The 23,559-nt window shown below is 62.1% G+C and carries 15 protein-coding genes; 6 read left to right on the plus strand and 9 right to left on the minus strand.

The window, feature by feature from the left end; translation table 11 throughout:
• Positions 1–122: 122 nt before the first annotated feature.
• Both M2447_RS05315 and M2447_RS05320 read right to left on the minus strand, forming a co-directional pair.
• Positions 123–740 (minus strand): OmpA family protein, encoded by a 618-nt coding sequence (locus M2447_RS05315; protein WP_277557716.1) that lies wholly within the window; start codon positions 738–740, stop codon positions 123–125.
• Between the two features lie 226 nt (positions 741–966).
• On the minus strand, positions 967–1,992 hold the full coding sequence (locus M2447_RS05320; RefSeq protein ID WP_277557717.1) for an SAM-dependent methyltransferase: 1,026 nt from the start codon (positions 1,990–1,992) through the stop codon (positions 967–969).
• 99 nt (positions 1,993–2,091) lie between these two features.
• Here M2447_RS05320 and M2447_RS05325 point away from each other — a divergent pair, with 99 nt between their 5' ends.
• The 3 genes from M2447_RS05325 to M2447_RS05335 all read left to right on the plus strand — a co-directional run bounded on the left by M2447_RS05325 (position 2,092) and on the right by M2447_RS05335 (position 6,149).
• Complete coding sequence (locus M2447_RS05325) at positions 2,092–3,378, plus strand: S41 family peptidase (protein ID WP_277557718.1); 1,287 nt, start codon at positions 2,092–2,094, stop codon at positions 3,376–3,378.
• Positions 3,379–3,515: 137 nt separating this feature from the next.
• Positions 3,516–4,598 (plus strand): discoidin domain-containing protein, encoded by a 1,083-nt coding sequence (locus tag M2447_RS05330; protein ID WP_277557719.1) that lies wholly within the window; start codon positions 3,516–3,518, stop codon positions 4,596–4,598.
• Between the two features lie 27 nt (positions 4,599–4,625).
• Positions 4,626–6,149, plus strand: a complete 1,524-nt coding sequence (locus M2447_RS05335) for a sialate O-acetylesterase (RefSeq protein WP_277557720.1) — start codon at positions 4,626–4,628, stop codon at positions 6,147–6,149.
• Between the two features lie 69 nt (positions 6,150–6,218).
• Here the strand turns inward: M2447_RS05335 and ybeY are convergent, their stop codons facing one another.
• Together ybeY and M2447_RS05345 are read right to left on the minus strand one after the other, a co-directional pair.
• Positions 6,219–6,704: an rRNA maturation RNase YbeY gene (gene ybeY, locus M2447_RS05340; RefSeq protein WP_277557721.1), complete on the minus strand. Its 486-nt coding sequence runs from the start codon at positions 6,702–6,704 to the stop codon at positions 6,219–6,221.
• A gap of 133 nt (positions 6,705–6,837) precedes the next feature.
• Positions 6,838–7,599 carry a hypothetical protein gene (locus M2447_RS05345; protein ID WP_277557722.1) on the minus strand — a complete coding sequence of 254 codons (762 nt, stop codon included), beginning with the start codon at positions 7,597–7,599 and terminating at the stop codon, positions 6,838–6,840.
• Between the two features lie 268 nt (positions 7,600–7,867).
• Here M2447_RS05345 and recN point away from each other — a divergent pair, with 268 nt between their 5' ends.
• Complete coding sequence (gene recN, locus M2447_RS05350; RefSeq protein WP_277557723.1) at positions 7,868–9,529, plus strand: DNA repair protein RecN; 1,662 nt, start codon at positions 7,868–7,870, stop codon at positions 9,527–9,529.
• A 185-nt stretch (positions 9,530–9,714) separates the two neighbouring features.
• Here recN and M2447_RS05355 read toward each other — a convergent pair whose 3' ends face one another.
• The 5 genes from M2447_RS05355 to gluQRS form a co-directional block, all read right to left on the minus strand.
• The gene (locus M2447_RS05355) at positions 9,715–10,059 is read right to left on the minus strand and encodes a hypothetical protein (RefSeq protein ID WP_277557724.1); all 345 of its coding nucleotides are present in this window, start codon (positions 10,057–10,059) and stop codon (positions 9,715–9,717) included.
• 110 nt (positions 10,060–10,169) lie between these two features.
• Positions 10,170–10,889, minus strand: coding sequence for a class I SAM-dependent methyltransferase (locus M2447_RS05360; protein ID WP_277557725.1), 720 nt, complete (start codon positions 10,887–10,889; stop codon positions 10,170–10,172).
• Between the two features lie 171 nt (positions 10,890–11,060).
• Positions 11,061–11,324: a type B 50S ribosomal protein L31 gene (locus M2447_RS05365; protein WP_277508194.1), complete on the minus strand. Its 264-nt coding sequence runs from the start codon at positions 11,322–11,324 to the stop codon at positions 11,061–11,063.
• 31 nt (positions 11,325–11,355) lie between these two features.
• Positions 11,356–11,481: a type B 50S ribosomal protein L36 gene (ykgO, locus tag M2447_RS05370; RefSeq protein ID WP_107742546.1), complete on the minus strand. Its 126-nt coding sequence runs from the start codon at positions 11,479–11,481 to the stop codon at positions 11,356–11,358.
• A gap of 80 nt (positions 11,482–11,561) precedes the next feature.
• Complete coding sequence (gene gluQRS / locus M2447_RS05375) at positions 11,562–12,500, minus strand: tRNA glutamyl-Q(34) synthetase GluQRS (RefSeq protein WP_277557726.1); 939 nt, start codon at positions 12,498–12,500, stop codon at positions 11,562–11,564.
• 113 nt (positions 12,501–12,613) lie between these two features.
• On the opposite strand from gluQRS, the gene M2447_RS05380 reads away from it, so the two are divergent.
• Both M2447_RS05380 and M2447_RS05385 read left to right on the plus strand, forming a co-directional pair.
• Positions 12,614–13,594 carry an NAD-dependent epimerase/dehydratase family protein gene (locus tag M2447_RS05380; RefSeq protein ID WP_277557727.1) on the plus strand — a complete coding sequence of 327 codons (981 nt, stop codon included), beginning with the start codon at positions 12,614–12,616 and terminating at the stop codon, positions 13,592–13,594.
• A 327-nt stretch (positions 13,595–13,921) separates the two neighbouring features.
• Positions 13,922–23,530: an autotransporter outer membrane beta-barrel domain-containing protein gene (locus tag M2447_RS05385; RefSeq protein WP_277557728.1), complete on the plus strand. Its 9,609-nt coding sequence runs from the start codon at positions 13,922–13,924 to the stop codon at positions 23,528–23,530.
• The last annotated feature ends 29 nt before the right edge of the window (positions 23,531–23,559 follow it).

The following is a 23,559-nucleotide window of genomic DNA, read 5'->3' on the forward strand; positions in this document are numbered from 1 at the left end:
TCAATGTTTTGAGTCGGCGACGCGTGGAAAAAGAGCGCCCGGCGAAGGGGCGCAAAAAAGCCCCGGACGCTTTTCGCATCCGGAGCTTTGTATTTGAAAATTGGATACTCTTTATCCGGCGCTTATTTCACGAGCACGACGATTTCGGCGCGACGGTCCTTGGCCATGACTTCCTCGGAGCCGCGTTCGACGGCCTGTGTCGAGCCCTTGGAGCGCACGTCGACCTTGGCAGGGTCGATGCCAATGGTCGTGGCATATTTTTTGGCGGAGCTTGCACGGCGGCTACCAAGAGCCATGTTGTATTCGGCGGTGCCGCGCCAGTCGCAGTGGCCTTCGAAGATGATGCGATACTGCGGGTTCTTTGCGAGGTAGTCCTTGATCGCTTGGAATTTCGAGCGCTCATTCTTATCAATCGCCGAGCGGTCGAAGCCGAAGTAAATCGACTGGAGCTCGGGGACGTTGCGCAGCTCATTGCCAACGAGATCGCCGGAAGGCTGGTTGTGCTCGGTAAGGGAAGAGGTAAACGTCGATGTCTCCGTGCCATAGCTTGTGCCATATCCGCTGGTGCCATAATTGCCAATCGAAGACGAAGAGGTATCTACCGCGCTCCCGCCGTTGAGAAGCGTTTGGTCGGGTGTTGGGCGGGCGTCACGGGAGGCTTTTTTGGTCGCGCAGCCAGTGGAAAACAGGAGCAATGCGCCGGCGACGGCGAGGATGAGCTTTTTGCTGAAGATGTTCATGGTTGATTGGGAAAAAAGTGGTGTGAGTCCGAACTTATCGTGCAATGCCGTTGGCTCGGCAAGTTATTTATCCTCGTTTTTCGTCATTCTTGCGCGGAAAGCGCCAAGGCGAAAAGGCGGGCTCGGGGAGCCCAAGTTGCGCGTCGAGTTTCATGTGTTTTTGAAAAATTTCTCCTGCGGAAACACATTGGGGGAAAATATGACAACTATTTTGATCCCCAACATATTACACTCTAGCCGTCCTGAATCCATGCAGCGCCTGGAATTTTTGCCCCATGTGCGCGGGGTGCAACAGTTGCATCAGCGAGCGTTTGCGCGAGCCCGCCCCGGCGGCGCACGCGGCATCCTCCGCGAACGCGTTTTCCAAATACTTGCCGGCATGGCGCACAAAAAACGCCTCCTGTGACTCGACTCGCGGCGGGGAAAAACCGTTTTCGGCCAGCGCCTCCGCAAGCCAGTCCCAGCAGATGTGGCACGTCAGGTCTTGTTCGCCGGGGTGCGCGAGCAGGTCGTTCGATTGCGTGTGGCGGTGATACGCGCGCGCCGTGCCCGCCGGAGTCGTCTCGAGAAGTTCGCGCCAGCTTTTGCCATAATCGCACGCAAGGAAAAGTCCGCTCCACGGTTGCGCCGCGATTTCACGCGCAAGCGCGCTCGCGGCAAGCGGCAGGTCGAGATGCCAGCCACCGGGCATTGGCGCGGGCGGCAATGGAGGCGCGCCATCAATCGCGGGCAATTCTGTTTCGATTAGCGCGCCCGCGCGCGCATCCAGCGCCACGCCGAGCTCGCGCCACGCGCCGCCGCGAAACACAAAACGCCGGAATGGCTGCGCGTCGAAAAGCTCGTTCGAAAACACCACGCATTTTCCCGTCAGCGCGGCATTGCCCGCCACGGCTTCGCCGACCCTGATCGTGCTCGCGCGAGCGAACGGATGCGCCACGCCCGCAAGCACGCCTCCGCCCGGCTCCGCGCCGATTTCGACAAAAACATAATCGCGCAAATCCGCGCCCGCGTCCTGTTCGCGCAAAAGTTTTTCCGCCGCCGCGCAAATCAGCTCGCCAAAAACCGGCCCGCTCGTGCTCGCCGTGAAAAAATCCGTGCCTTCCCCGCGCCCCACGCGTTTGCGATCGCGCCGGTAATAACCTAGCTCGGGATCGTAGAGCGCCAGCGCCATGAAGCGATCAAACGGCATCCGCAAAACACTGTCCGCCCCGGCATCGGCGCGCGCGCGAAAAAGCTCAAGAAAATCGCTCATGGGAGTGAGGTTGAATTATCACAGAACGGTTGACGAATCCATTTACAACAAGACCGTTGAGCCCCAGCCTGTGTTTTCACAAACAATCCGTCGCCGACCGTGAAGCCCTCCCATTCATCCACATTTCGAACCATCCTGACCGTCGCCTGCGGTGTCGCGCTGGGGATTCTGTTGATTGGCGGCGTCGAGCGGGTCGCGATTGCGCTCGGCATTCTGCCCGACGGCGAGTTGCGCGAGGCGTCCGCCTATGTGCGCGACGTGATGACGCTCGTGAACAACAAATACGTGGACCCGGAAAAATCGCGCGCGCCCGAGCTTGCCAAATCCGCGCTGCACGGCGTCCTCGAATCGCTCGATCCGCACTCCGAGTTTCTTGAGGAAAAATATTTCCGCGAGCTCGAGGAGGGAATGGCCAGCGAGTTCGGCGGCATCGGCGTGCAAATCGAGTTGCGCAAGGAGCGCGTGCGCGTCATCACCCCGATGCCGAACACGCCCGGCGAGCGCGCGGGCATCCGGCGCGGCGACGAAATCAGGAGCATCGACGGTGTCGCGCTTGAAAATCCGACAATGGACGGTGTCGTGGAAAAACTGCGCGGCAAACCCAAGACCAAGGTTGACGTCGGTTTATTCCGCGCGTCGGAAAATCGCGAGTTCACCGTCACGCTCACGCGCGAAAAAATCCAATCCGAAAGCGTCCGCAATGCGCGCCTGCTGGAGGGCGCGGTCGGCTATCTCCAGATCACGCAATTCACCGACCGCACCGGCGAGGAATTCTACAAGGCGCTCAACGCACTCGCCTCGCAAAACGCAACCAGCCTCATCATCGACCTGCGCAACAATCCCGGGGGCGTCCTCGACTCGGCGATTGATGTGGCGGAGCCGTTTTTCAAAAAAGGAGAGTTGATCCTGTTCACGCAGGGCCGGGCGCCGGGGGATCGCGAGGAGTTTCGCTCCGGCTCGGACGAGCCGCCGATCAACGTCCCCGTGGCCGTCCTGATCAACGCGCACAGCGCGAGCGCGGCCGAAATCGTGGCGGGCGCGTTGAAGGACACAAACCGCGCCGTGATCGTCGGCGAGCGCTCCTTCGGCAAAGGTTCGGTGCAGAGTGTTTTTAAACTGAAAAACGGCGAGGGCATGCGACTGACAACCGCCCGTTATTTCACGCCAGGCGGCGTGACCATCCACGAGCGCGGTGTCGCGCCGCAGATCGAAGTCGTGCTGGAGCCGAAGGAGGAGGAAAACATCGGGCTGCAACTTTCCCGACCCGACCTCGCCGCCGACCCCGCCGAGTTCAAGGAGCGCCTCGGAACGGAAATAATGCCCGACCGCCAATTGCAGGCCGCCATCACCGCGCTCCAAGGCGTGACGATTCTGGGCCGCCAATGAGCGCGTCGCCGGAAACGCGAAATCCCTTTCTTGAACCGGCCCCCAAAAACCTTACGGTTGCCCGCACAACAAACAGTTTCCGCCCGAAACGGGCGTTGCTTTTTCACCTCCCGCAAAACCAAAAACATCCCTGACACATGACACATCGACTCCGCCGGTCATTGACCGTCTCGCTCGCATTGCTGACCTGCGCGTTTGCGAACGCCGCCCTCACACCCGAGCAACTGCCCAAAAACCTCGGCCCCAATCTCGCGCTTGGAAAACCCTACTTCTCGAGTGACATAAACAAACACGGCTGGGAACCCGGCCTCACCAACGGCTCGTGGGTGACCGACAAGGCCAACACCTACGCCTCGGGCAACACCAACGAATTTCCAAAAGGCGTCGTCATCGACCTCGAAAAAACACAGGAAATCTCGTCCATCTTTGTCGGCACGCCGAACTTCGGCTCGACGAAAACCGTGGTCATCTCAACCAGCGAAAATGGCAAGAAATACAAGGATGTCGGACGCCATGATTTCGAACTGGGGAAAAACGACAACCACCTCTACCAATTCAAACCCGTCAAGGCCCGCTATGTCCGGCTCACGTTCACGGGCAACCATTCGGAAAGAGCCGGCGCTTACTCACAGGCGTTTTGCTTCATCACCGAAGTGGAGGTGTTCGGCACCTCCGGCGGCCCGACGCAAAGCGGCCTCGCCGCGGACCAGAAACCGCCCCCGCCAAAGGCCGATCCGCGCAAGGAACTTCCCCGTGGACGCCTCCCGCGCGGTCTCGTCATGAACCTCGCCCTCGGCAAGCCTTACACCTGCGACGCGCCCAATCCCAGCAACTGGGAAACCGGACTCAACGACGGCCTCTGGGCAATGCGCCGCGGCGCCACCTTCGCCACCGACCGCGCAAAGAAATTCCCCAAAAACGTGACCATCGACTTGAACACGAGCGCCAAGCTCACGCACGTGCGCGTCGGCGTGCCAAACTTCGGCTCCACAAAAACCATCGCCGTTTCCATCAGCTACGACGGCGTGAACTACACCGAGGTCGGACGCCACGACTTCCCGCTCGGCAAGGCCGAGGCGCACCTCTTCGAATTCGCGCCCACGCTCGCACGGCACGTGCGCCTCTCCTACCTCGGCAACCACTCGGAAAAAGTCGGCAACTACGATCCCGCGTTTTGCTTCACCACCGAAGTCGAGGCCTACGCGCAAACAAACCGCTGATCCAAACCCCCAACCACTCTCACAAACATGACCACTCAAAAACCCACCCACTCGCGAAACCGCCTCGTTGCGCTCGCCGCGCTCATCGCGCTCTCACTCACGACCGCGACCGCCGACGTCGTGTTCGCGCCCTACTTCCGCGACAACGCCGTGCTCCAGCGCGACAAGGACGTGCCCGTCTGGGGCCGCGCCGACCCCGGCGAAAAAGTCACCGTCACCTTCCAGTCGCAAACCGTCTCGGCCACCGCCGACGACATGGGACGCTGGAGCGTGAAACTCGCGCCCATGCCCGCCAACGCCACGCCCGCCAGCCTCGTCGCCAAGGGCAAAAACACCGTCACCGTTGGCAACGTCCTCGTCGGCGAAGTGTGGCTCTGCTCCGGCCAGTCGAACATGGCGTGGGTCGTCAAACCCATGAACAACGCCGCGAACGAAATCGCCGCCGCGAACTATCCGCTCATCCGGCATTTCAAGACAAAGCTCGTCCCCTCCTCCACTCCCGCCGACGACGCCGTCGGCGAATGGACCGTGTGCAGCCCCGAGACGGCGGGCGAGTTTTCCGCCACCGCGTTTTTCTTTGGGCGCGAACTCTTCAAAAAACTCAACGTCCCCATCGGCCTGCTCAACAGCTCGTGGGGCGGCACGCAAATCGAACCGTGGATGAGCCTGCGAGGACTCGCCTCCGATCCCGCCGCGCGCGCGGTCTTCGAACGCTGGCAGGATGAGGTGGAATCCTACCCATACCGCGCGGAGAAATACGAGAAGGACTCCGACCAGTGGAAAAAGAACCGCGACACCGCCAAGAAGGAGGGCAAAAACTTCACGACCGCCGCGCCCAAAAAACCCGAGGGGCCCACCAGCCGCCGCGCCCCCTGCTCGCTCTACAACGGCATGATCGCCCCGTTCGTCCCCGCCGCCATACGCGGCGTGATTTGGTATCAAGGCGAGGCCAACGCCTCCCGCTACGCCGAATACCGCACGCTCTTCCCCACAATGATCCGCCAGTGGCGCGCCGACTTCCAGCAAGGCGACATCCCCTTCTACTACGTGCAGCTCGCCAATTACGCCCGGGGCAACAACTGGGCATTTCTGCGCGAGGCGCAGGAATACGCGCTCAAGCTCCCCAACACCGGCCAGGCCGTCACGATCGACATCGGCGCCAGCAACGACATCCATCCCAGAAACAAGCAGGACGTCGGCCTCCGCCTCGCGCTCAACGCCTTCGCCCATACCTACAAACTCGGCGGCGAATATTCCGGCCCGATGTTTGCCGGTGCCACCAAGGAAAACAAAACCCTGCGAGTGAAATTTACCCACGCCGCCGGATTGAAGTCGAAAGACCCGAATATGCCCGGCTTTGTCATAGCCGGGGCCGACAAAAGATTCTTCCCCGCGCAAGCGCGCATCGAAGGCGAGACCATTGTCGTTTCCAGCGAACGCGTGAAAGATCCGGTCGCCGTCCGCTACGCATGGGACAATGACCCGCCCGCCCCGCTCTACAACGGCGCCGACCTCCCCGCCTCGCCCTTCCGCAGCGACGACTGGAAGTAACAGCAGCCTCGAAAACGCCGGACGGCAACCCGGCGCAAACAGCACAATCGGCGCGAATATTCGCGCCGATTATTTTGCCCCCTTCCGGAACGCAAAACCCGGCAGCGCGCCCGCCTTGCGCAGCAACGTCATCGCGCGGTTTTCGGCGGCGCGCATCCTGCGTTTTTTGGCGGGCTGCAAATCGTCGTAGCCCGCCAGGTGCAGCCAGCCGTGCACGACATACAACATCAATTCCTCCGCGAATTCGCGCCCGTGCGCCCGCGCGTAATTCGCGGCGGTGTCCGCCGACACGCACACCTCGCCCGCCGCGCCAAACTCCGGCGCGCCCTCGAAGGTAATCACGTCGGTTGTCGTCGGGTCGTTTAGAAATTCGTCGTGCAACCGAGCCAGCGCCGCGTCGGACAGAAAAACAATCGACAGCTCGCCGGCGGGGCACCCGCCGAGGAACTTCGCCCGGTTTTCATCGAGCACGCCGATGGCGCGCACAAGCGCGGCGCGACACTTCCGGTCGAGCCTCAAGCGGCGGTGTGAGTTGCGGACAAGGACTTCGCGCATAACCCGCACATCAATGCACGAATCACCCGCGACGTGAAGCCTCGCGTTTGGATAATTTTCCCCAAACGCACCCGCTGCCGGCGTGAGATCGGTTTCACGCAGTCGCGAACAATCCGCCGCCAATGCCGCCGCTTTATTTTTTCACGGCGGGCGCATCCGCCTTGGGTGCCATGGCCTCCGCGAGCTCCGCGCGCGCCTCCTCAAAATCGACCAGAAATTGCGGATTCCGCGCGAGCGAGGATGCAAGCGAACGACCGAGCACGCGCCCCGCGTAAACATCCAGCGGCGTCACCACGCCGCCCTGCACGCGCAGCCAGCCCGCCTCGCGACCCTGCTCCAAAATCGCGGCCCGCTGATCGGGAAAAAACTCGGCGAGCAAAAGCGCGTAAAGCGTGCCCGTCGTGGAATTCCTGCACGGGTAGGAACCGATGTCGCCCTTCGCAATCGCGTCCTTGAAACGCTCCGAGTCAACCTGCGCCGGATACGGACGTTGATAATACTTTTTCGCATTGGTAATCATTGTCCGCACCTCGCGGTCAACTTGCGCAAAAAGCGCCTCGGTTTTGGGAATGGCGCCCTTCTTGAACGCGGAGCCGATGCTTGGCGAGAAATGAAACACATTCAGATTGTCCTGCGCCTTGCCCTTGGCCGTCTGCTCGGGCGTGCGCGCGGAATAAACGGCGAAACTGCTCTCGCGGTCGGCCTGCTCCTCCTGCGTTCCCGCGTCCGGCGGCATTGGGAGAAGCGCCACGATGTTCGGCGTCGTCGCATCGCTAAAGTAGGCGGCCTTCTTGTCAGGCGCGGCAAACACAAGCACGAGTTGGGCGGGCAGGAGAAGCAATGCGAGCACCGCCGCTTTCCGCAATTTGCCAAGGGGCATGGTTGTGGCATTCATGATTGGAATAGTGTCCTAAAAAATATGTTGGTTCCAAATCTGGCGAGGCACTTTTGCCGGGCGATCTCATCGTTGTAAGCAAATAAACCACAGTTTTTTGTAAAATATAAACACAAATTTCGCCATCCGCATCCGTGGGAACCGGGTTCCCCCGCGCGGCATTTTTTTGCGCCAAGCCATCTCCAAGACGCCACGCCCCCGCTTCGGCTTGAAAGTCTCGCTGTTTTAGTATGCCCATAATTGCAGCCTCCAATTTTCACGCCCGCCCATGCTTCAATCGATCCGCATCAAAAACCTCGCCCTGCTTGAGGAAGTCTCGCTCGACTTCGAGCCCGGCTTCACCGCCGTCACGGGCGAAACCGGCGCGGGCAAAAGCATCCTCCTCGGCGCGCTCAGCCTGCTCGCCGGCGAGCGCGCGGACAAAACCCTCATCCGCCAGGGCGCGTCTTCGTGCGAAGTCGAGGCCGCGCTCTTTTTCAAGAGCGCGAAACAAATCAACACCCTCCTCGCCTCGCTCGACCTGCCCGAATGCGACGACGGCCTGCTCATCCTGAAACGCAGCCTCGCCCGCGAAAAAGCCCCCAAAATCACCGTCAACGGCGGCCTCGCCTCGCTCTCGACACTCCAGCAACTCGGCGAGGCCTGGATCGACTTTCACGGCCCGAGCGAGCCGCGCCGTCTGCTCAAGGAAAACTGCCAGCTCGAACTCCTCGATCTCTTCGGCCGCGCCTCGCCCGCGCTCTCCGCCTACCGGGAAAAATACCGCGCGTGGCGCGAGCTCCTCGCCGAGCGCGATCGCATCACCAGGGAAACCCACCTCTCGCCCGACCAGATCGATTTTCTGGAAACCCAGCTCGCCAAACTCGACTCGCTCGAACTCACCGAGGAAGCCGTTGAAAACCTCGAGCGCGATTTCCAGCGCCAAAGCCGCGCGCAGGAACTCATCAGCCTCGCCTCCGCGCTTTCAGAGGGACTCATGGGCGAGGACGGCGCGACCACGCGAATCGCCGCGCTTGTGCGCGAGGCGCGCCATCTTGAAACACTCGACCCCGCCAGCAAGGCGCTTGCCGACCGCCTTTCCTCCGCCTCGCTCGAACTCGCCGACCTCGGCTCGGAATTCGAGGCCCTCGGCGGCGAATACCAATTCGACCCCGAACAGGCCGCCGAACTGCAAGCCCGCATGGACGCGTGGCTCGACGCCCGCCGCAAGCACGGCAACGACGTCCGCGCCGTCATCGCCGCGCGCGACGACATGCGCCGCCGCCTTGAAATCCAAGGCGACATCGAAGGCTCGCTCGCGCGCATCGAAAAACAAATCTCCGACGCCTCGCGCGCCATGAAAAAAGCCGCGCAAGCACTGCGCGAAGTTCGCGAAAAGGCATCCAAGGAACTCGCCAAGGTCGCCGCCAAAAGCATCGCTCAGCTCGGTTTCAAAAAGGCCGATTTCCGCGTGAGCATCACCTCGCTCGCCGAGCCGGGACCGACGGGCGACTGCGGCTGCGAGTTTCTCTTCTCGCCAAACATCGGCGAACCGCCGCTTCCGCTCAACCGGGTTGCATCGAGCGGCGAGCTTGCGCGCGTGATGCTCGCGTTAAAAACCGTGCTCGCCGACCTCGACGAAGTGCCGCTGCTTGTGTTCGACGAAGTCGACGCCAATGTCGGCGGCGAAATCGGAAAAGTGGTCGGCGAAAAAATGGCGTCCATCGCGCGCAACCACCAAGTGCTCTGCGTCACGCACCTGCCGCAAGTCGCGGCGCAGGCGGCAAACCATTTCGTTGTGACAAAAGACCAGTCGAAAAACCGCACTGTTGTCGAAATCGAGCCGATCCACGAAGACCGCAAGGCCCGCGTAAGCGAACTCGCCCGCATGCTCGGCGACCGCACTGCCAAAAGCGCCCTCGCCCACGCCGGGGAATTGCTGGGGAAATAGAGCCTGTTCGTTAATGGATTTCGGGCGGGGCGAAGCTTCCGGCTGAGCCGATTGATCATTTCTATATATGCCGGCTCAGCCGGAGGCTTCGCCCTACCGTTACAGCCAGCAATAAAACAAAAACGGGCGCCGATATCAGTTCGGCGCCCGTTTTGTTTTTAGAATTCTTAAGCGATGCGGACTTGTTATTTATTGGCCGCCTTCGCCGCCTCGCCGCGCGTTTTTTCAAAGCGCTCGCGAATTTGCGTGATGCATTTGTTAAACGCGTTCACCTCGGTCTCGCCCTGGAGCTCCTTGACGACCTCGGCCTGGCGTTTCGCAAACTCGGCCATTTTTTCGGGAATCTGCGCGTATTGCTGCGGCTCCTTCACCGAATCGCAATAGGCCGCGTAGTCTTTCAAATACAGGTTCACGTTGTTGCTCTTGAAGGTCGGAATCTCGAGCGCGTTGTCCTGTTTCTTCGAGCAGCCGACAAGAACGAAGGCGCTGGCGCAAAGGGCGATGACGATGGATGACAGAATTTTTTTCATGATGGTTGGATGGTTTTGATGCGATTTCCTGTGATGGACTGCGCCAAAGAGTGCCTCACCGATGGACTGTTGCAAGTTTTTGTCCACGCAAACCCGCGTCAAAAAAAGGTTTATTTGGTTCCCGAGTGCAGCGCCACGATGCCGCAGGTCATGCCGTGCGAGGCCACCTTTTCAAAACCGGCCGCGCGCAATTCGGCCTCGAGCACCGGGCGCGCGGGGAATTGCTCGATTGTGTTGTTCAGGTAATTGTAGGCCTCGCGGTCGCCGGTCACCCATCCCGCGATTCGCGGCAGCAGGTGCCTGAGATAAAAATAATAAACCGGCCTGAACCATCGCCACGGTTGCGAGAATTCCAGCACAAACACGCGCCCGCCGGGGCGAAGCACGCGGCGCATCTCGCAAAGTGATTTGTGCCGGTCGGCCATGTTGCGCAGTCCGAACGAAATCGTGACCGCGTCCGCGCACGCGTCGGGCAGGGGCAGCGCCATGCCGTCGCCCTGCCGGAAAACAATCCGGTCCGCGCGCGCCGCATGTCGTCCGCCGCGCTTCCTCATCACCGCTTTTTTCACCTCCGCCTCGTCGAGCATCGGCTGGCAAAAGTCCATGCCTGTGATCCGCGTGCCGGCATCCAGTCCGCGCGCGAGCGCAAACGCCACGTCGCCGCTGCCGGTCGCCAGGTCGAGCACCGCGTCCGGCCCGCCCTTGCGCACGGCGCGCACGAGCCGCCAGCGCCACCACCGGTCCATGCCAAAACTGAGCAGGCGGTTCGCCAAATCATAGCGGCGCGCAATGCGCGAAAACATGGAATTGACTGCGACAGGATCGGGCATGACGGAAAGAAAGGCTGAAAGACTGAAGGGCTGAAAGACTGAAAAGCAAACCCGACGGGCAACTCCGTTCCTTTTTTCGCGCCTTTTACGCCTCTTTGCGGCCATTAAAAAACCCCCTCCGCTGTTGGGAGAGGGTTTCGAAAAGAGCTTTAAGAGTTTTTGAAAAACACCTTATTTGGCAGCGGCGGCTTTGCCACGGCGGCGGAACTTCGACGTGAACTTCTCGACACGACCGGCCGTGTCCACGAGGCGCTTCTCGCCGGTGTAGGCGGGATGCGAGTCCATCGTCACGTCGCGCACGACGACGAAGTATTCCTGGCCATCAATCGTCTCCTTGCGGGCGGACTTCATGGTGGACTTGGTGAGGAAACGCTTTCCGGTTGCGACGTCGAGGAAGCAAACGTTGTTGAGAGTAGGATGACCTTCGGCTTTCACGGTAATTATTCCTGATTAAATAGTTGGGAGATCAACCCTGACGCGCCTTGTAACGCGGGTCGGTCTTGTTGATAACGTAGATCTTGCCACGACGACGAACCACCTGGCAGTCAGGATGGCGTTTCTTCGCGGATTTGATGGAGGAGACGACTTTCATAAAAACCGGAAAAGACACCGCTCCCTTCACCGTCTGTCAAATGAAATGTGGAAAAAAGCGCGCCTTCACCCGGGCAAATATCAGCCGGCCTTCGCATCCGCGTGAAATTGCCGCAGAAGCGCCTCCGGTGAAACGCCCCGTTCCCGCAGCGTGCGCAGCGCCAGCGCGTCATGGCGTTTGGCAAGCCGCCGTCCGTTTTCATCGGCCATTAAGGGGCAATGAAAATACTGCGGCGTATTTGCGCCGAGCGCGCGCATCAGCAAAATCTGGCGAAATGTCGAGCGCACCAAATCCGCCCCGCGCACGACTTCCGTCACGCCAAGCGCAATGTCATCGACCGCGCACGCGAGCTGGTAGCTCGGCATGTCGTCGCGCCTCCACACGATAAAATCGCCAAAGTCGCGCCCCGCCACCGCGCTTTGCGGCCCGAGCGCATTGTCGAAAAACGTCACCGCCTCGCCATCCGGCACACGATAACGCCAGTTTGTCGTGACCGGCTCGGCGCGCGACGGGAGCGAGGGGATTTTGGCACCCGACGGAGGGCGCCACTCGCGGGGGAACACCGGCTCGTCATCCTGCGCCCCGTCCTCGTGCGGCGCGCCGGCGGCCCCGGCAACATCGCGCCGCGAACGATTGCACGGATAAATCAACCCCGCCTCATGCAAACGCTCCAGCGCCTCGCGATAGAGCGAAATCCGCCCGCTCTGCGAATAGACGGGTTCCCTCCATGAAAACCCGAGCCAGCGCAAATCCTCGAGCATCGCCCCGGCAAACTCCGGCCGGCACCGGACGCGGTCGAGGTCGTCGTTGCGCATCAAAAGCGTGCCGCCCGCCGTCCGCGAGCGTTCGGCGGCATGCCAAAATGTCCGCGCATGCCCGAGGTGCAAATATCCGGTCGGCGACGGCGCGAGGCGTCCGACGTAGCGCGGGGATGCTGGCGGTGTTTTTTCGAGAGACACGTTTTTTGCGGGCGAAAAATCCAGAAAGGCGGCAACCGAAAGCGATGTCAATTTGCGCATGCGCCGCGGAATGCAATTAATCGCGCCACTCGATCCCCCCCTGCCGGTTTCGTTTTTTTAATTTCGCTGGCGGCGGAGCAACTGCTCACCTTTACTTCGTTCACACTTAACTCATGAAGATTCTTGTCACAGGTGCCGCCGGGTTCATCGGCTATCACATCAGCCGCCAACTCGCGGAAACAAAACGCTGCGAAGTGCTGGGCGTTGACAGCCTCAACAGCTATTATCCCGTGGATCTGAAACGCGCGCGCCTCGCGCAACTCGAAGGCCTGGACGGGTTTCGTTTTGTCCAAATGGATTTTGCCGACGCGGACGCCTTTTCCGGCCTGTATGAAAACTACCGGCCCGACTACGTCGCGCATTTCGGCGCGCAGGCGGGAGTGCGTTACAGCACGGAAAACCCCGACGCCTACGTGCGCAGCAACATCACCGGCTTTCTCAACATCCTCGAAGCCTGCCGCAAGCATCCGCCGCGGCACATCGTCTTCGCCTCGTCGAGCAGCATTTACGGCGCAAGCGCGCGCCTGCCCTTTTCGGAGGACCAGATCACCGACCAGCCCCTGTCGTTTTATGGCGCGACAAAAAAAAGCAACGAGCTCATGGCCCACAGCTACGCGCACCTGCACGGATTGATGATCACGGGCCTGCGCCTCTTCACCGTCTACGGCCCGTGGGGCCGCCCCGACATGTCGCCGGTCATCTTTGCAAAAAAAATCAGCGCAGGAGAACCGCTTCCACTCTTCAACCACGGCAAATCGCTGCGCGACTTCACATACATCGACGACATCGTCAACGGCGTGCTCAAGGTGCTTTTCAAGCTGCCCGCGCAGGAACCGCAGCCCAAGCCACCCTATCGCGTGTTCAACCTCGGACACAACAAACCCGTCCGGATGCTGGAGTTCGTGGGGAAAATGGAAAAACTGCTGGGCCGCAAAGCCGACGTAAAACTCCTCCCCCCGCAACCCGGCGACATGCCCGAAACCTGGGCCGACATCGAACGCATAAAAACCGCCACCGGCTACGAACCGCAAACCACGCTCGACACCGGCCTCGCAAACTTCGTCGATTGGTTCAAGGACTACTATAAGGAATAGCACGGGCAAAAATGGCGCATTCAGGTTTGGTTGCGCCTCACCCTCTTTTTTCAAGGCACACATCTCACAAATACAGTCATTGTATTTATAATCAATACGTTGCGTGTTTATCGAAATTGTCCCTTGGCGGCAAACTCATGAGTTCCGCCAATTCAAACAGGATCACTGAATCTTGCAATTGGGCCTTATTTCATCTTTTTTGCAAATTCAGGGGTCATTTTTAACAAAGTTTTTTCTTTGAGCACACACACGATGAAAACGCACATTCGCCATTCGCTAGATTCACTGGCTGGTTTTTCCCCGGCATTTATCCTCCCGCTTATTTTCATGGCGGGCATTGCCAACGGCCAGACGCCCACGGCCAATGTGTCGGGCATCACCTCGTCCACCAATTATCTCGTCGCGGGCGACCCCAACTTTTCGCCCGCGTTCAGCGCCACCGGACAGGGCGCCATCCTCACAATAAATGGAGCGACCATTGGCACCGACGCATCACGAGCCACGGGCGCGGGCGGTCACGCCTCGTTGATCTCACTGGGCGGCAACAATGGCGTTGTTTTGCCAAACGATCAGGATTACGGTGATCTCACGCTCAACCTCGAAGGCTCGATCCTGCTTTACGGCCGGGGCAGCGCCATTGTGGAGGGAATCTACATCAAAACCAAGTCCGTCGATTCCACCAACACGGTCAACTTCAACGCATCCAACAGCGTCGTGGATGTCACCACCAGTGCGGTCGGCTCCGGCAACAGCAACTACACAAACACCATACTCGCCGAAAACCAGGCCGCCTCGGGCGGCGGCACAATCGTCAACATCACCGGTGACAACAATTCCTTCAAAACAAACTACACCGGAGCCACCGTGCGCGAGATGGGAACCGGCGCCAACATTTACGCCTCCGGACGCAAACAGGCCGTCATCAACATCACCGGGGACAACACCACAGTGGAATCGCGGGGCTTGGCCGCGACAGGCCTCTCCGCCAGCTCATCCACCACCGCCATCATCAACATCACCGGCAGCAACACACAAATCCGCACGGACAGTGTCGGCATTTATGCAAACGGCGGCGCGCGGGCATCGGTGAACATCACCGGCCCCGGTTCATCCATCACCACGACCGCGGCAAACGCCCACGGCATTTCCACCAGCAGCTCCGCGGGATCAATCAGAATCGACACCACCGCCAACATCACCACGGCAGGGACCGCGTCCGACGCGATCCGCGCCATCGCCACCGGCTCCGGCGCCATCGACATCGGCGATGCCGTCACCCCCATCACCGGCACGCTCACCACCACTGGACACGGCGCGCACGGCATCGAAACCGTCAACTCGGGCACCGGAAACATCAACATCCATTCCGCAGCCGAAATCACGACCGGCGGCAACTCCTCGCACGGCATTTACGCCAGCGCCAGCGCCCCGGTCACCAGCAGTGCCATCAACATCAACAACACCGGCGCGATCACCACCTCCGGCACCGGCGCCATGGGCATCCACGCCAGCGGCTCCGGCTCCGGCAAAATCACCATCAACAACACCGGCGACCTCGTGACGACCTCGACCGCCACCGTCGGCGGCACCTATTCCCACGCCATCCACGCCTACGTCACCGCCACCGGAGCCTCCGACGGCATCGAAATCAACCACGCCAACGGCAGCATCACCACCGCGGCCTACGACGCCACCGGCATCCGCGCCGAATCCACCGCCACCTCCGGCGACATCACCGTCACCGTCACCGACGCGAACATCACCGCCAACGGCGTCAACGGCGACGGTATCCTCGTGCAAACCAAGGGCCTGAACGGCACCGACACCGACATCAACATCACCACCAACGGCGGCAGCATCAACATCCTCGAAACACCCTCGCAAACCGGCAACGGCTCCGCCAACTACGGCATCGCCGCGCTCCACATCACCGGCACCGGCGCGCTGGCCGACGCCACTGGCGACATCAACATCGACAACAACGGCACCGACATCTCCACCGGCACCGGCGCGACCGGCGTCGCCAACGCCGCCTCCGCCATCTACGCGCATCAGCAGACCGCCGCCGGCGCCGCCTTCACCGCTCAAGGCGACATCCGCATCACCAGCACCGGCGACCTCTCCACCCTCGGCGGCAACTCGCACGGCATCCACGCGCTCATCAGCGGCACCGCCGCCACCGGCAACATCAGCATCGGCGTGAACGACTCCGGCGCCGCCGCGCCCGTCTCGGGAAAAATCGCCACCGCCGGCGCGGCCTCGCACGGCATCTACGCCAGCAACGCCGGCTCGGGAGCCATCACCATCAACAACGCCGCCGACATCACCACTGGCGGCGCCGGCAGCTACGGCATCCATGCCGTGATTGCCAACCCCGCGAGCGACGGCGACATTATCATCAATAACTCCGGCAATATTTCCGCCACCCAGAATTCCCCGACCCGTGCCATCGCCACCTTACACGCCGGCTCCGGCAACACCTACATCGCCAGCACCGGCAACTTCGACCCGGGCTCCACCACGCAACTGGCCCATCTCATTCACGCCACGCATGCCGCGTCTTCCAGCGGCGGCATTTTTATCGGTTACAACGCCGACGGCTCCGAGGCTCCCATCACGGGCACCTTTGCCTCCCAAGGCGGCGGCTTTGGCATTCTCGCCCAGCACTTAGGCGCCAACGCGACCATCAACATCAAAGTCGGCGACGACGCCTCGTTCACCAACACCATTGCCACAAAAAATAATGGCGAGGGCGTCATTCACGCCATTTACAAGCCGGACGCAAGCATCGCGGACGCGGATAACAAAGCCGACATCAACCTCGACATCGGCAAGGCCAGGCTCGACCTCAAAAACGGCAGCCCCTCCACCGCTTACAGCGACGGCGTGGTTTCCGTCATGAATCGAGGTCTTTATGGAACCATCACCGTCGCCTCGGCCGCCGAAATCAACAGCCACAACGCGGCGGGCTACCGCATCCAAGCCGGTGCCACGAACAGCAACGTCAACATCCGGCTCGGCACGGACACCGCGCCCATCACGGGCTCCATCACCACCACCGGCACCTCCAGCCCCGGTTATCATGTTTATTCGGGCGAAGTCCGGGCCGGCGGTAACATTGAAATCCACAACGCCGCGACAATCGATGCCACGGGAAATCGCGCTTACGGCATCTTCATCGACCAGCGCGTGCGGGACGACCTCACCGACTCCCTCAACCTCGTTCGCAACACCGGCGATATTACGACGCGAACCGAGGGCGGCGCTGAAGACGGCGGCGGCGGCATCAGGGTGTCCATGGGAACCCTGGGCACGGGCGGCGATGCCTCCCAAATAAAAATCATCAACGATGGCAAAATCGACACCGACCGGACCGGCATTTACGCCGCGTCGCACAAGGGCGCCGCAAGCGTGACCCGCGCGGGCGAGATCGACATCACCAACAACGGCGTCATCGAAGCCGCCACCTACGGTATTTACGCCCGTCATTACAACACCCTGGGCGACCTGACGATCCGCAACACCGGAAGCATCACCTTCGCCAACGCCATCGCGCCAAGCAGCACGACGGCTCCGTCCGGAATCCACGCGGAAGCCATCGACGGTCTCATGGAAATTGACAACGCCGGCGACATCTCAATCAACAGCGTTTCCGAACCCAACGCCCACGGCATCAACGCCGTCAAGACGGGCACCACCGGCGACATTTACATCAACAACGCCGCCGACATCGAAACCACCGGCAACGCCTCCCACGGCATCCACGCCCAGGCGGCTGGCGACAGCAATATCTCGGTCCGCAGCACCGGCGACATCACCACCACCGGCACCGCATCCTACGGCATCTACGCGCAAATCACCGGAACCGCCTCGACCGGCACGGTCACCATCGGCACGGCCGCAAATCCGATTTCCGGCGCGATCACCAACACCGGCAACGGCGGCCACAGCATCTACGCGAGCAACGCCGGCAACGGCGACTCCATCATTCACGCCGCCGCCACGGTTTCCCACACCGGCGACCTCAACGGCACGGCCCCCACCGAGGGCATCGTCGCCCACTCAGCCGGCGCCGGCAGCTCCATCATCCATTACACTGGCGCGAAAGTCGAAGTCACCGGCTTCAACGCCGACGCGCTCTGGGCGCAGCACGGCGGCACCGGCTCGGGCAACGCCCAAATCTACGCCACCGGCGAAATCATCGCCGCCGGCTCCGGCTCCAACCCGCAAGGCATCGTCGCGCACGTCGGCGGCACCGGCCAAATCGCCGTCGAATACACAGGCACGCACATCCTCGCGGGCAACGCCGCCACCATCTCCGGCAACGCCATCAACGCCGGACACAACGGCGCCTCCGGCAACGTCACCGTCACCTCCAACAACGCCGACTCGCTCATCGAAACCCTCGGCGCCGACAGCCGCGGCATCCGCGCCTACACTAGCAACACCGGCAACAACGGTGACATCCGCATCGGCTACACCGCCGACCGCGTCGGCGCGACCGACACCCTCGCCGACACCTACACCGCATCGGCTGTCAGCGGCACCATCCGAACCGCCGGCGACCGCTCGCACGGCATCATGGCCTTCACCACCGGCGGCACCGGCGCGATGCTCATCAACAACGCCGCCACCATCGAAACCGGCGGCTCCTCCGCCCACGGCATCTCCGCAACCGGATACGACAGCGTCACCAAGGACCTCCTCCAGGCCGCCGGCTCCATCACCATCAACAACACCGGAGACATCACCACCAACGGCAATGAAGCCCACGGCCTTCACGCCACCGGCACGGGCGACATCTCAATCACCAACTCCGGCGCGATCATTACCACGGGCACGTTCTCGCACGGTATTTACGTCGTCGGCAAAAGCGGCATCACCATCGACAACAACGCCGGCATCACCACCGGCGCCAAAAGCGCGCACGGCATTTTGGTCAACGCCAACAGCGGCAACGGCGATGTCAGCGTCACGCACGCCACCGGCAAAATCACCATCGAAGATGGCTCGGACGACACGGGCGCGGGCAGCTGGCTCAACGGCGCCGGCGTGGCCGTCTACATCAGCAAATCCGGCACCGGCAACGTCAACCTGGTCATCGACGGCGACATCGAAACCCACGCTCAAAACCGCGGCGCCGGTGCGTATATCCACGCCATGAACAACATCGGCGACCTGTCCATCACCGGCTCGGGCAACATCCTCGCCGCCGCCGACATCCCCGAGAGCACGGGCACAAACGTCTATTCCTACGGCCTCGCCGCGACCATCAACGGCAGTGCGGTCCGCAACGACGGCAAGGTGACGATCACCTATTCCTCCGGCACCATCGAAACCCGCGGCAATTCCGCCTACGCGCTCTATGCCGGCGTCACCTCCGGCACCACGCCGGGCGGCGCCAACAGCGCAGCCGCCATCATCAACACAGGCCGCCTCATCACTGCGGGCGGCTCGTCGAGCGCCATTTACGCCCGCACCGAGAATACCGAGGGCGCGGCCATTGTCGTCAACTCCGGCAACATCAACACGAGCGGCACATCCTCCCACGGCATTCATGCTTATTCGGGCTCAGTAAGCGCCAACGCCCGCAACAACGCCGAAACCAACTCCGTTTATCTGGCCGCCCTCACAACAACGCCCGCCCCCGGCTCCACCAGCACAATCGCCACGACCGGCGACTACTCGCACGGCATCTACGCAGTCGGCTCCGGCGCGCGCATCGTCAGCACCGCCGAAACAACCAACATCAGCACAACCGGCTCCACATCCTACGGCATCCACGCCGCCAACGGCGCCATCCTCTCCTTCAAAAACGGCTCCATCACCACAACCGGCGACCTCTCCTTCGGCGCGGCGGCCAGCGGCGCGGGAACACTCTTCACCAGCACGCTCGCGCTCGACAACTTCAACATCACCACCGCGGGCAACATGGCGCACGCCGCCTTCGCCAACTACGACGCCTTCGTGAGCATCACCGGCGGCACGCTCACCACAACCAGCGCCAACGCCAGCACCGCCGTGATCAAGGCCTCCGGCTACGACAATACGCCGGGGGCCGATCGCGGCGGAAAACTCGTCGCACAAAACACCACCCTCATCGCCAAAAACAACGCCGTGGCCGTGACCGTTGACAACGCCGGCACAATCGAAACCACCAACGCCACCATCACCAGCGAGACGGGCGCCATCCTCTTCGGCACGGACAACCAGCCCGTCGGCGCCCCGCTCGGCAGCAGCGTCACAATCAAGACCGGCGCCATCACCGCCGCCGCCGAACTCGTCCGCGCCGTCAACACCACCGGCACGCTCACGCTCGACGGCGTCACCTCGGTCGCCAACGGCACAAACGCCATCTCGTTCCACGCCAGCGCCACCAACACCAACGCCCTCCGCGTCATCCTCGACAACGCCACCAGCGTCACCGGCGACATCATCGGCGGACGCCAGGGCGAAACCACCCCCGACGACACCCTCTGGTCCTACACCGCCGCCACCGGCTCCAACACCCTCAACCTCGACCTCCTCAACGGCTCGCAATTCCACGTCCGGCGCGCCACCTCCGGCGATTACACCTACAACCACCGCACGACCGCCGACGCCACCAGCGTTCTCAAAATCAGCCTCGCCGACGGCAGCGGCACAAACCTCATCGCCCTCGGCACCAACGCCGCCGCCGACATGGTCAACGATTTCCGCGGCACCCTCGCCCTCGGCAACGGCCGCTTCATCCTCGGCGGCGCCGCCAACTCGCAAGGCGCGACCAACATGTCCGCCCTCGCCAACGCCACCCTCCGCCTCGACGCCCTCAACCGCACCGCCGTCGAGGGCGCGGGCGCCATCGCCGGCCTCTCCTTCAACGGCGGCACCCTCGCCGTCCGCACCTCCGGCAGCACCGGCGTGAACTTCGTCGAGGACCTCCTCACCGTCTCCGGCACGCTCGACGCCTCCGGCGGCGGCACCGTCGAAGTCGCCCTCTCCGGCACCGTGCACAACATCATCCCCGCCACGCCGCCAAGCGCCCCCGCGCTCCTCGACCAGGACAACTACATCGAAACCGGCACCGCCGGCATGATGCAAAACCAGCTCGTCGCCGCCACCGGCACCGTGCGCAACATCGGCACGCAACTCTCCATCAACTTCATCCCCTCCTCGACCAGCTCCGGCACAATCACCGGCGCGGTCTCCTCCACCAGTGCCCTCGTGCAATCCGGCACGCACGTCGCCGACCTCACCTACGATTATTACGGCACCGTCACCGGCAGCGGCATCTACCTCAACTACGGTCTCGCGCAAATCGACGCCCTCGCCGGCCAGACCGTGCAAATCTCCACCGACGGCGCGACCGACAACACCCTCGGCGCCATCCTCTCCGGCTCCGGCAACTACACCTTCACCGCCACCGACGGCATGAACATCCGCGTCGGCAACGGCCTCAGCGATTACACCGGCGCCACCACCATCGCCACCGGCACCGTCACCGCCATCACCGACAACGCCCTCGGCGCAACCAGCCGCCTCACCCTCGACCCCGGCTCCGTCCTCAACCTCGACGGCCACGAGCAAACCGTCCACGGCCAGGTTGTCGCTGCTGAAAATTCCGCAATCAATACAGGCGGAGGCGTGTTGAATGTCACAGCCACCACCACTGGCAGTGTGCGAACGGGCATGGGCATTTACGCCGGCAACGCAAAAATCAATGCCGACGGCGGCAGCCTCAATGTTGATATTCTCACTGGAGGTGACGCGGCTCATGCGGTCTATTCCGCCGCGGGGTCCTCCATCACGATCACCAGCGGAACCCTGCGCACCACCGGAGCCGGAGCTTCGGCCCTCACAAGCACCGGCAGCAGCGTCATCAATGCGTCACGGGTTGATATCAGCCTTACCGGCTCCAAATCCTATGGCGCCTATGCCTCAAACGGCGGTGTCATCAACCTCGCCGATAGCGCCATTGCCACAAGCGGCTTTTATGGCCTTGGCGTTGTTGCCGACGGCGGCGGTGCTGTTGTCACAGCCACGAACGTGAGCATTGCCACCACGGGCGCGAGCGCCCACGGCGTTTATCTCGGCAATCCCGGTGACGCAACCGTCTCGCTCGTCAATACGGCGATCACCACAACCGGCCCGAATGCGCACGGTGTTGACATCACCCCGCACACAAGCGGCACGGTTGGCGCCCGCACCGTCACCATTGACGGCGGGAGCATGCACACCGCGGGTGACATCATCAATGTGGGTTACATTGAGGTTCCCAAGGGCTCGGCCGCCAGTAATGCGAACCTGGAAAATCAGGCGGTTGTCACCATCAAAAACATCGGCTCCGCAGCCTCGCTCGTCGCCGAGACCGGCAACATTCTTAATGTGCAAACAGCCCGCACCGGCACTGATGGCTCTGTAACAAATGTTCCCACGACAGTGACACTCAACGTCGAAAATTCATCCCTGTCGGGCAACATCATCACCGACAATGCAATCGCCGATGTCAGCGTCCTCTTGAAAAACGCGACCGCGCTCACCGGCAAAATCGACATCGCCAACGTGAACATCGACGCCACCAGCTCGTGGACGCTCACCGCCAGCTCCGACGTCAACAACCTCACCCTCGCCACCGGCGCGAAAATCTCCTTCGGCGCGCCCGCCGCCGACAACACCGTCTTCAAAACCCTGCGCGTCCACGGCAACCTCGCCGGCGGCGTCAACACGATCACGATGTCCGCGAACCTCGCCCTCCTCCGCGGCGACCTCCTCCGCATCGACGGCGCCACCACGGGCTCCTACACGCTCGACCTCTCCAACCACGGCGGCAACCCGACCCGGGCCGGACAACGCCTCATGATTGTGCAAGCCGCGAACGAAGCCGACTTCAGCCTCACCGGCCCGCAATACCGCGACGCCGGCCTCTACCGTTATTATTGGGTCAAGGGCGAAACCGACCCGGCCAACTGGTATCTTGCCAACCCCACCGGCACCGGCGACGAACCCTCGCCCTATAGCGACGCCGGCCAGACCATTGTCAACTCCGCCTCCCTCCTCGGCCTGAGCTGGCACTACGGCATGGATTCCCTTCACAAACGCATGGGCGACGTGCGCGCCGAAAACCTCGCCGCCAACGCGCCGCTCACCGGCAACGTCTGGATGCGCGGCTACACCTACCGCCTCAACGCCCTGAGCCCGATGCGCTCCAGCCGCTTCAGCCAGGACACCTACGGCATCACCGCCGGCGCGGACAAAGCCCTGCGCAACAGCTCCGCAAACGCCACCTGGCTCCTCGGCGCGTTCATTGACATGGGCGGCACCGACCGCGATTTCCGCAACGCCGACGACGGCTCCAGCACCAACGTCGGCCTCGGCCTCTACGCGACCTGGCTCGGCGACGCCGGCTGGTATGCCGACATCGTGTTGCGCGCCGACCGTTACAAGCACGACTTTGAAAGCCGCCCGTATGGCGGCGCCACGGTATCCGGCGATTACACGAGCAAGGCGCAAGGCCTCTCGGTTGAGTTTGGCCGCATGCTCAAGCGCGCCGACGGCTGGTGGCTCGAACCCTCCGTGCAAATCTCGCAAGGCTGGCTGAACGGCGACACCTACGAGACGGAATCGTCCGATCCGGGCAACCGCATGACCGTGCGCGTCTCCGACAGCGACACATTGCAATACCGCGGCCAGCTCCGCTTTGGACGCCAGCTCCTCTCGAGCCGCTGGCATCCCTACGGCAAAATCGGCGCGGCCCGTGTCGATGCCAACGGCGGCGAAATCACCGCGTTGGACACGAAGGTGGGCCCGACCTATCGCGGCTGGCGCATGGAAGCCGGCCTCGGCGCGGCGTATCGAATCGACGACGGCAGCCAGGTGTATTTGGATTATGAATACGCCAAGGCCCCCGCCTACGAACGCCCCTGGTCCCTAAGCCTCGGCTACCGCCGCATGTGGTAAGGCGGTTTTGCGCCGTAACTTTCGGCAAA

Origin of the sequence: Ereboglobus sp. PH5-10 (assembly GCF_029504735.1) — a bacterium.
Lineage (GTDB): Bacteria > Verrucomicrobiota > Verrucomicrobiia > Opitutales > Opitutaceae > Ereboglobus.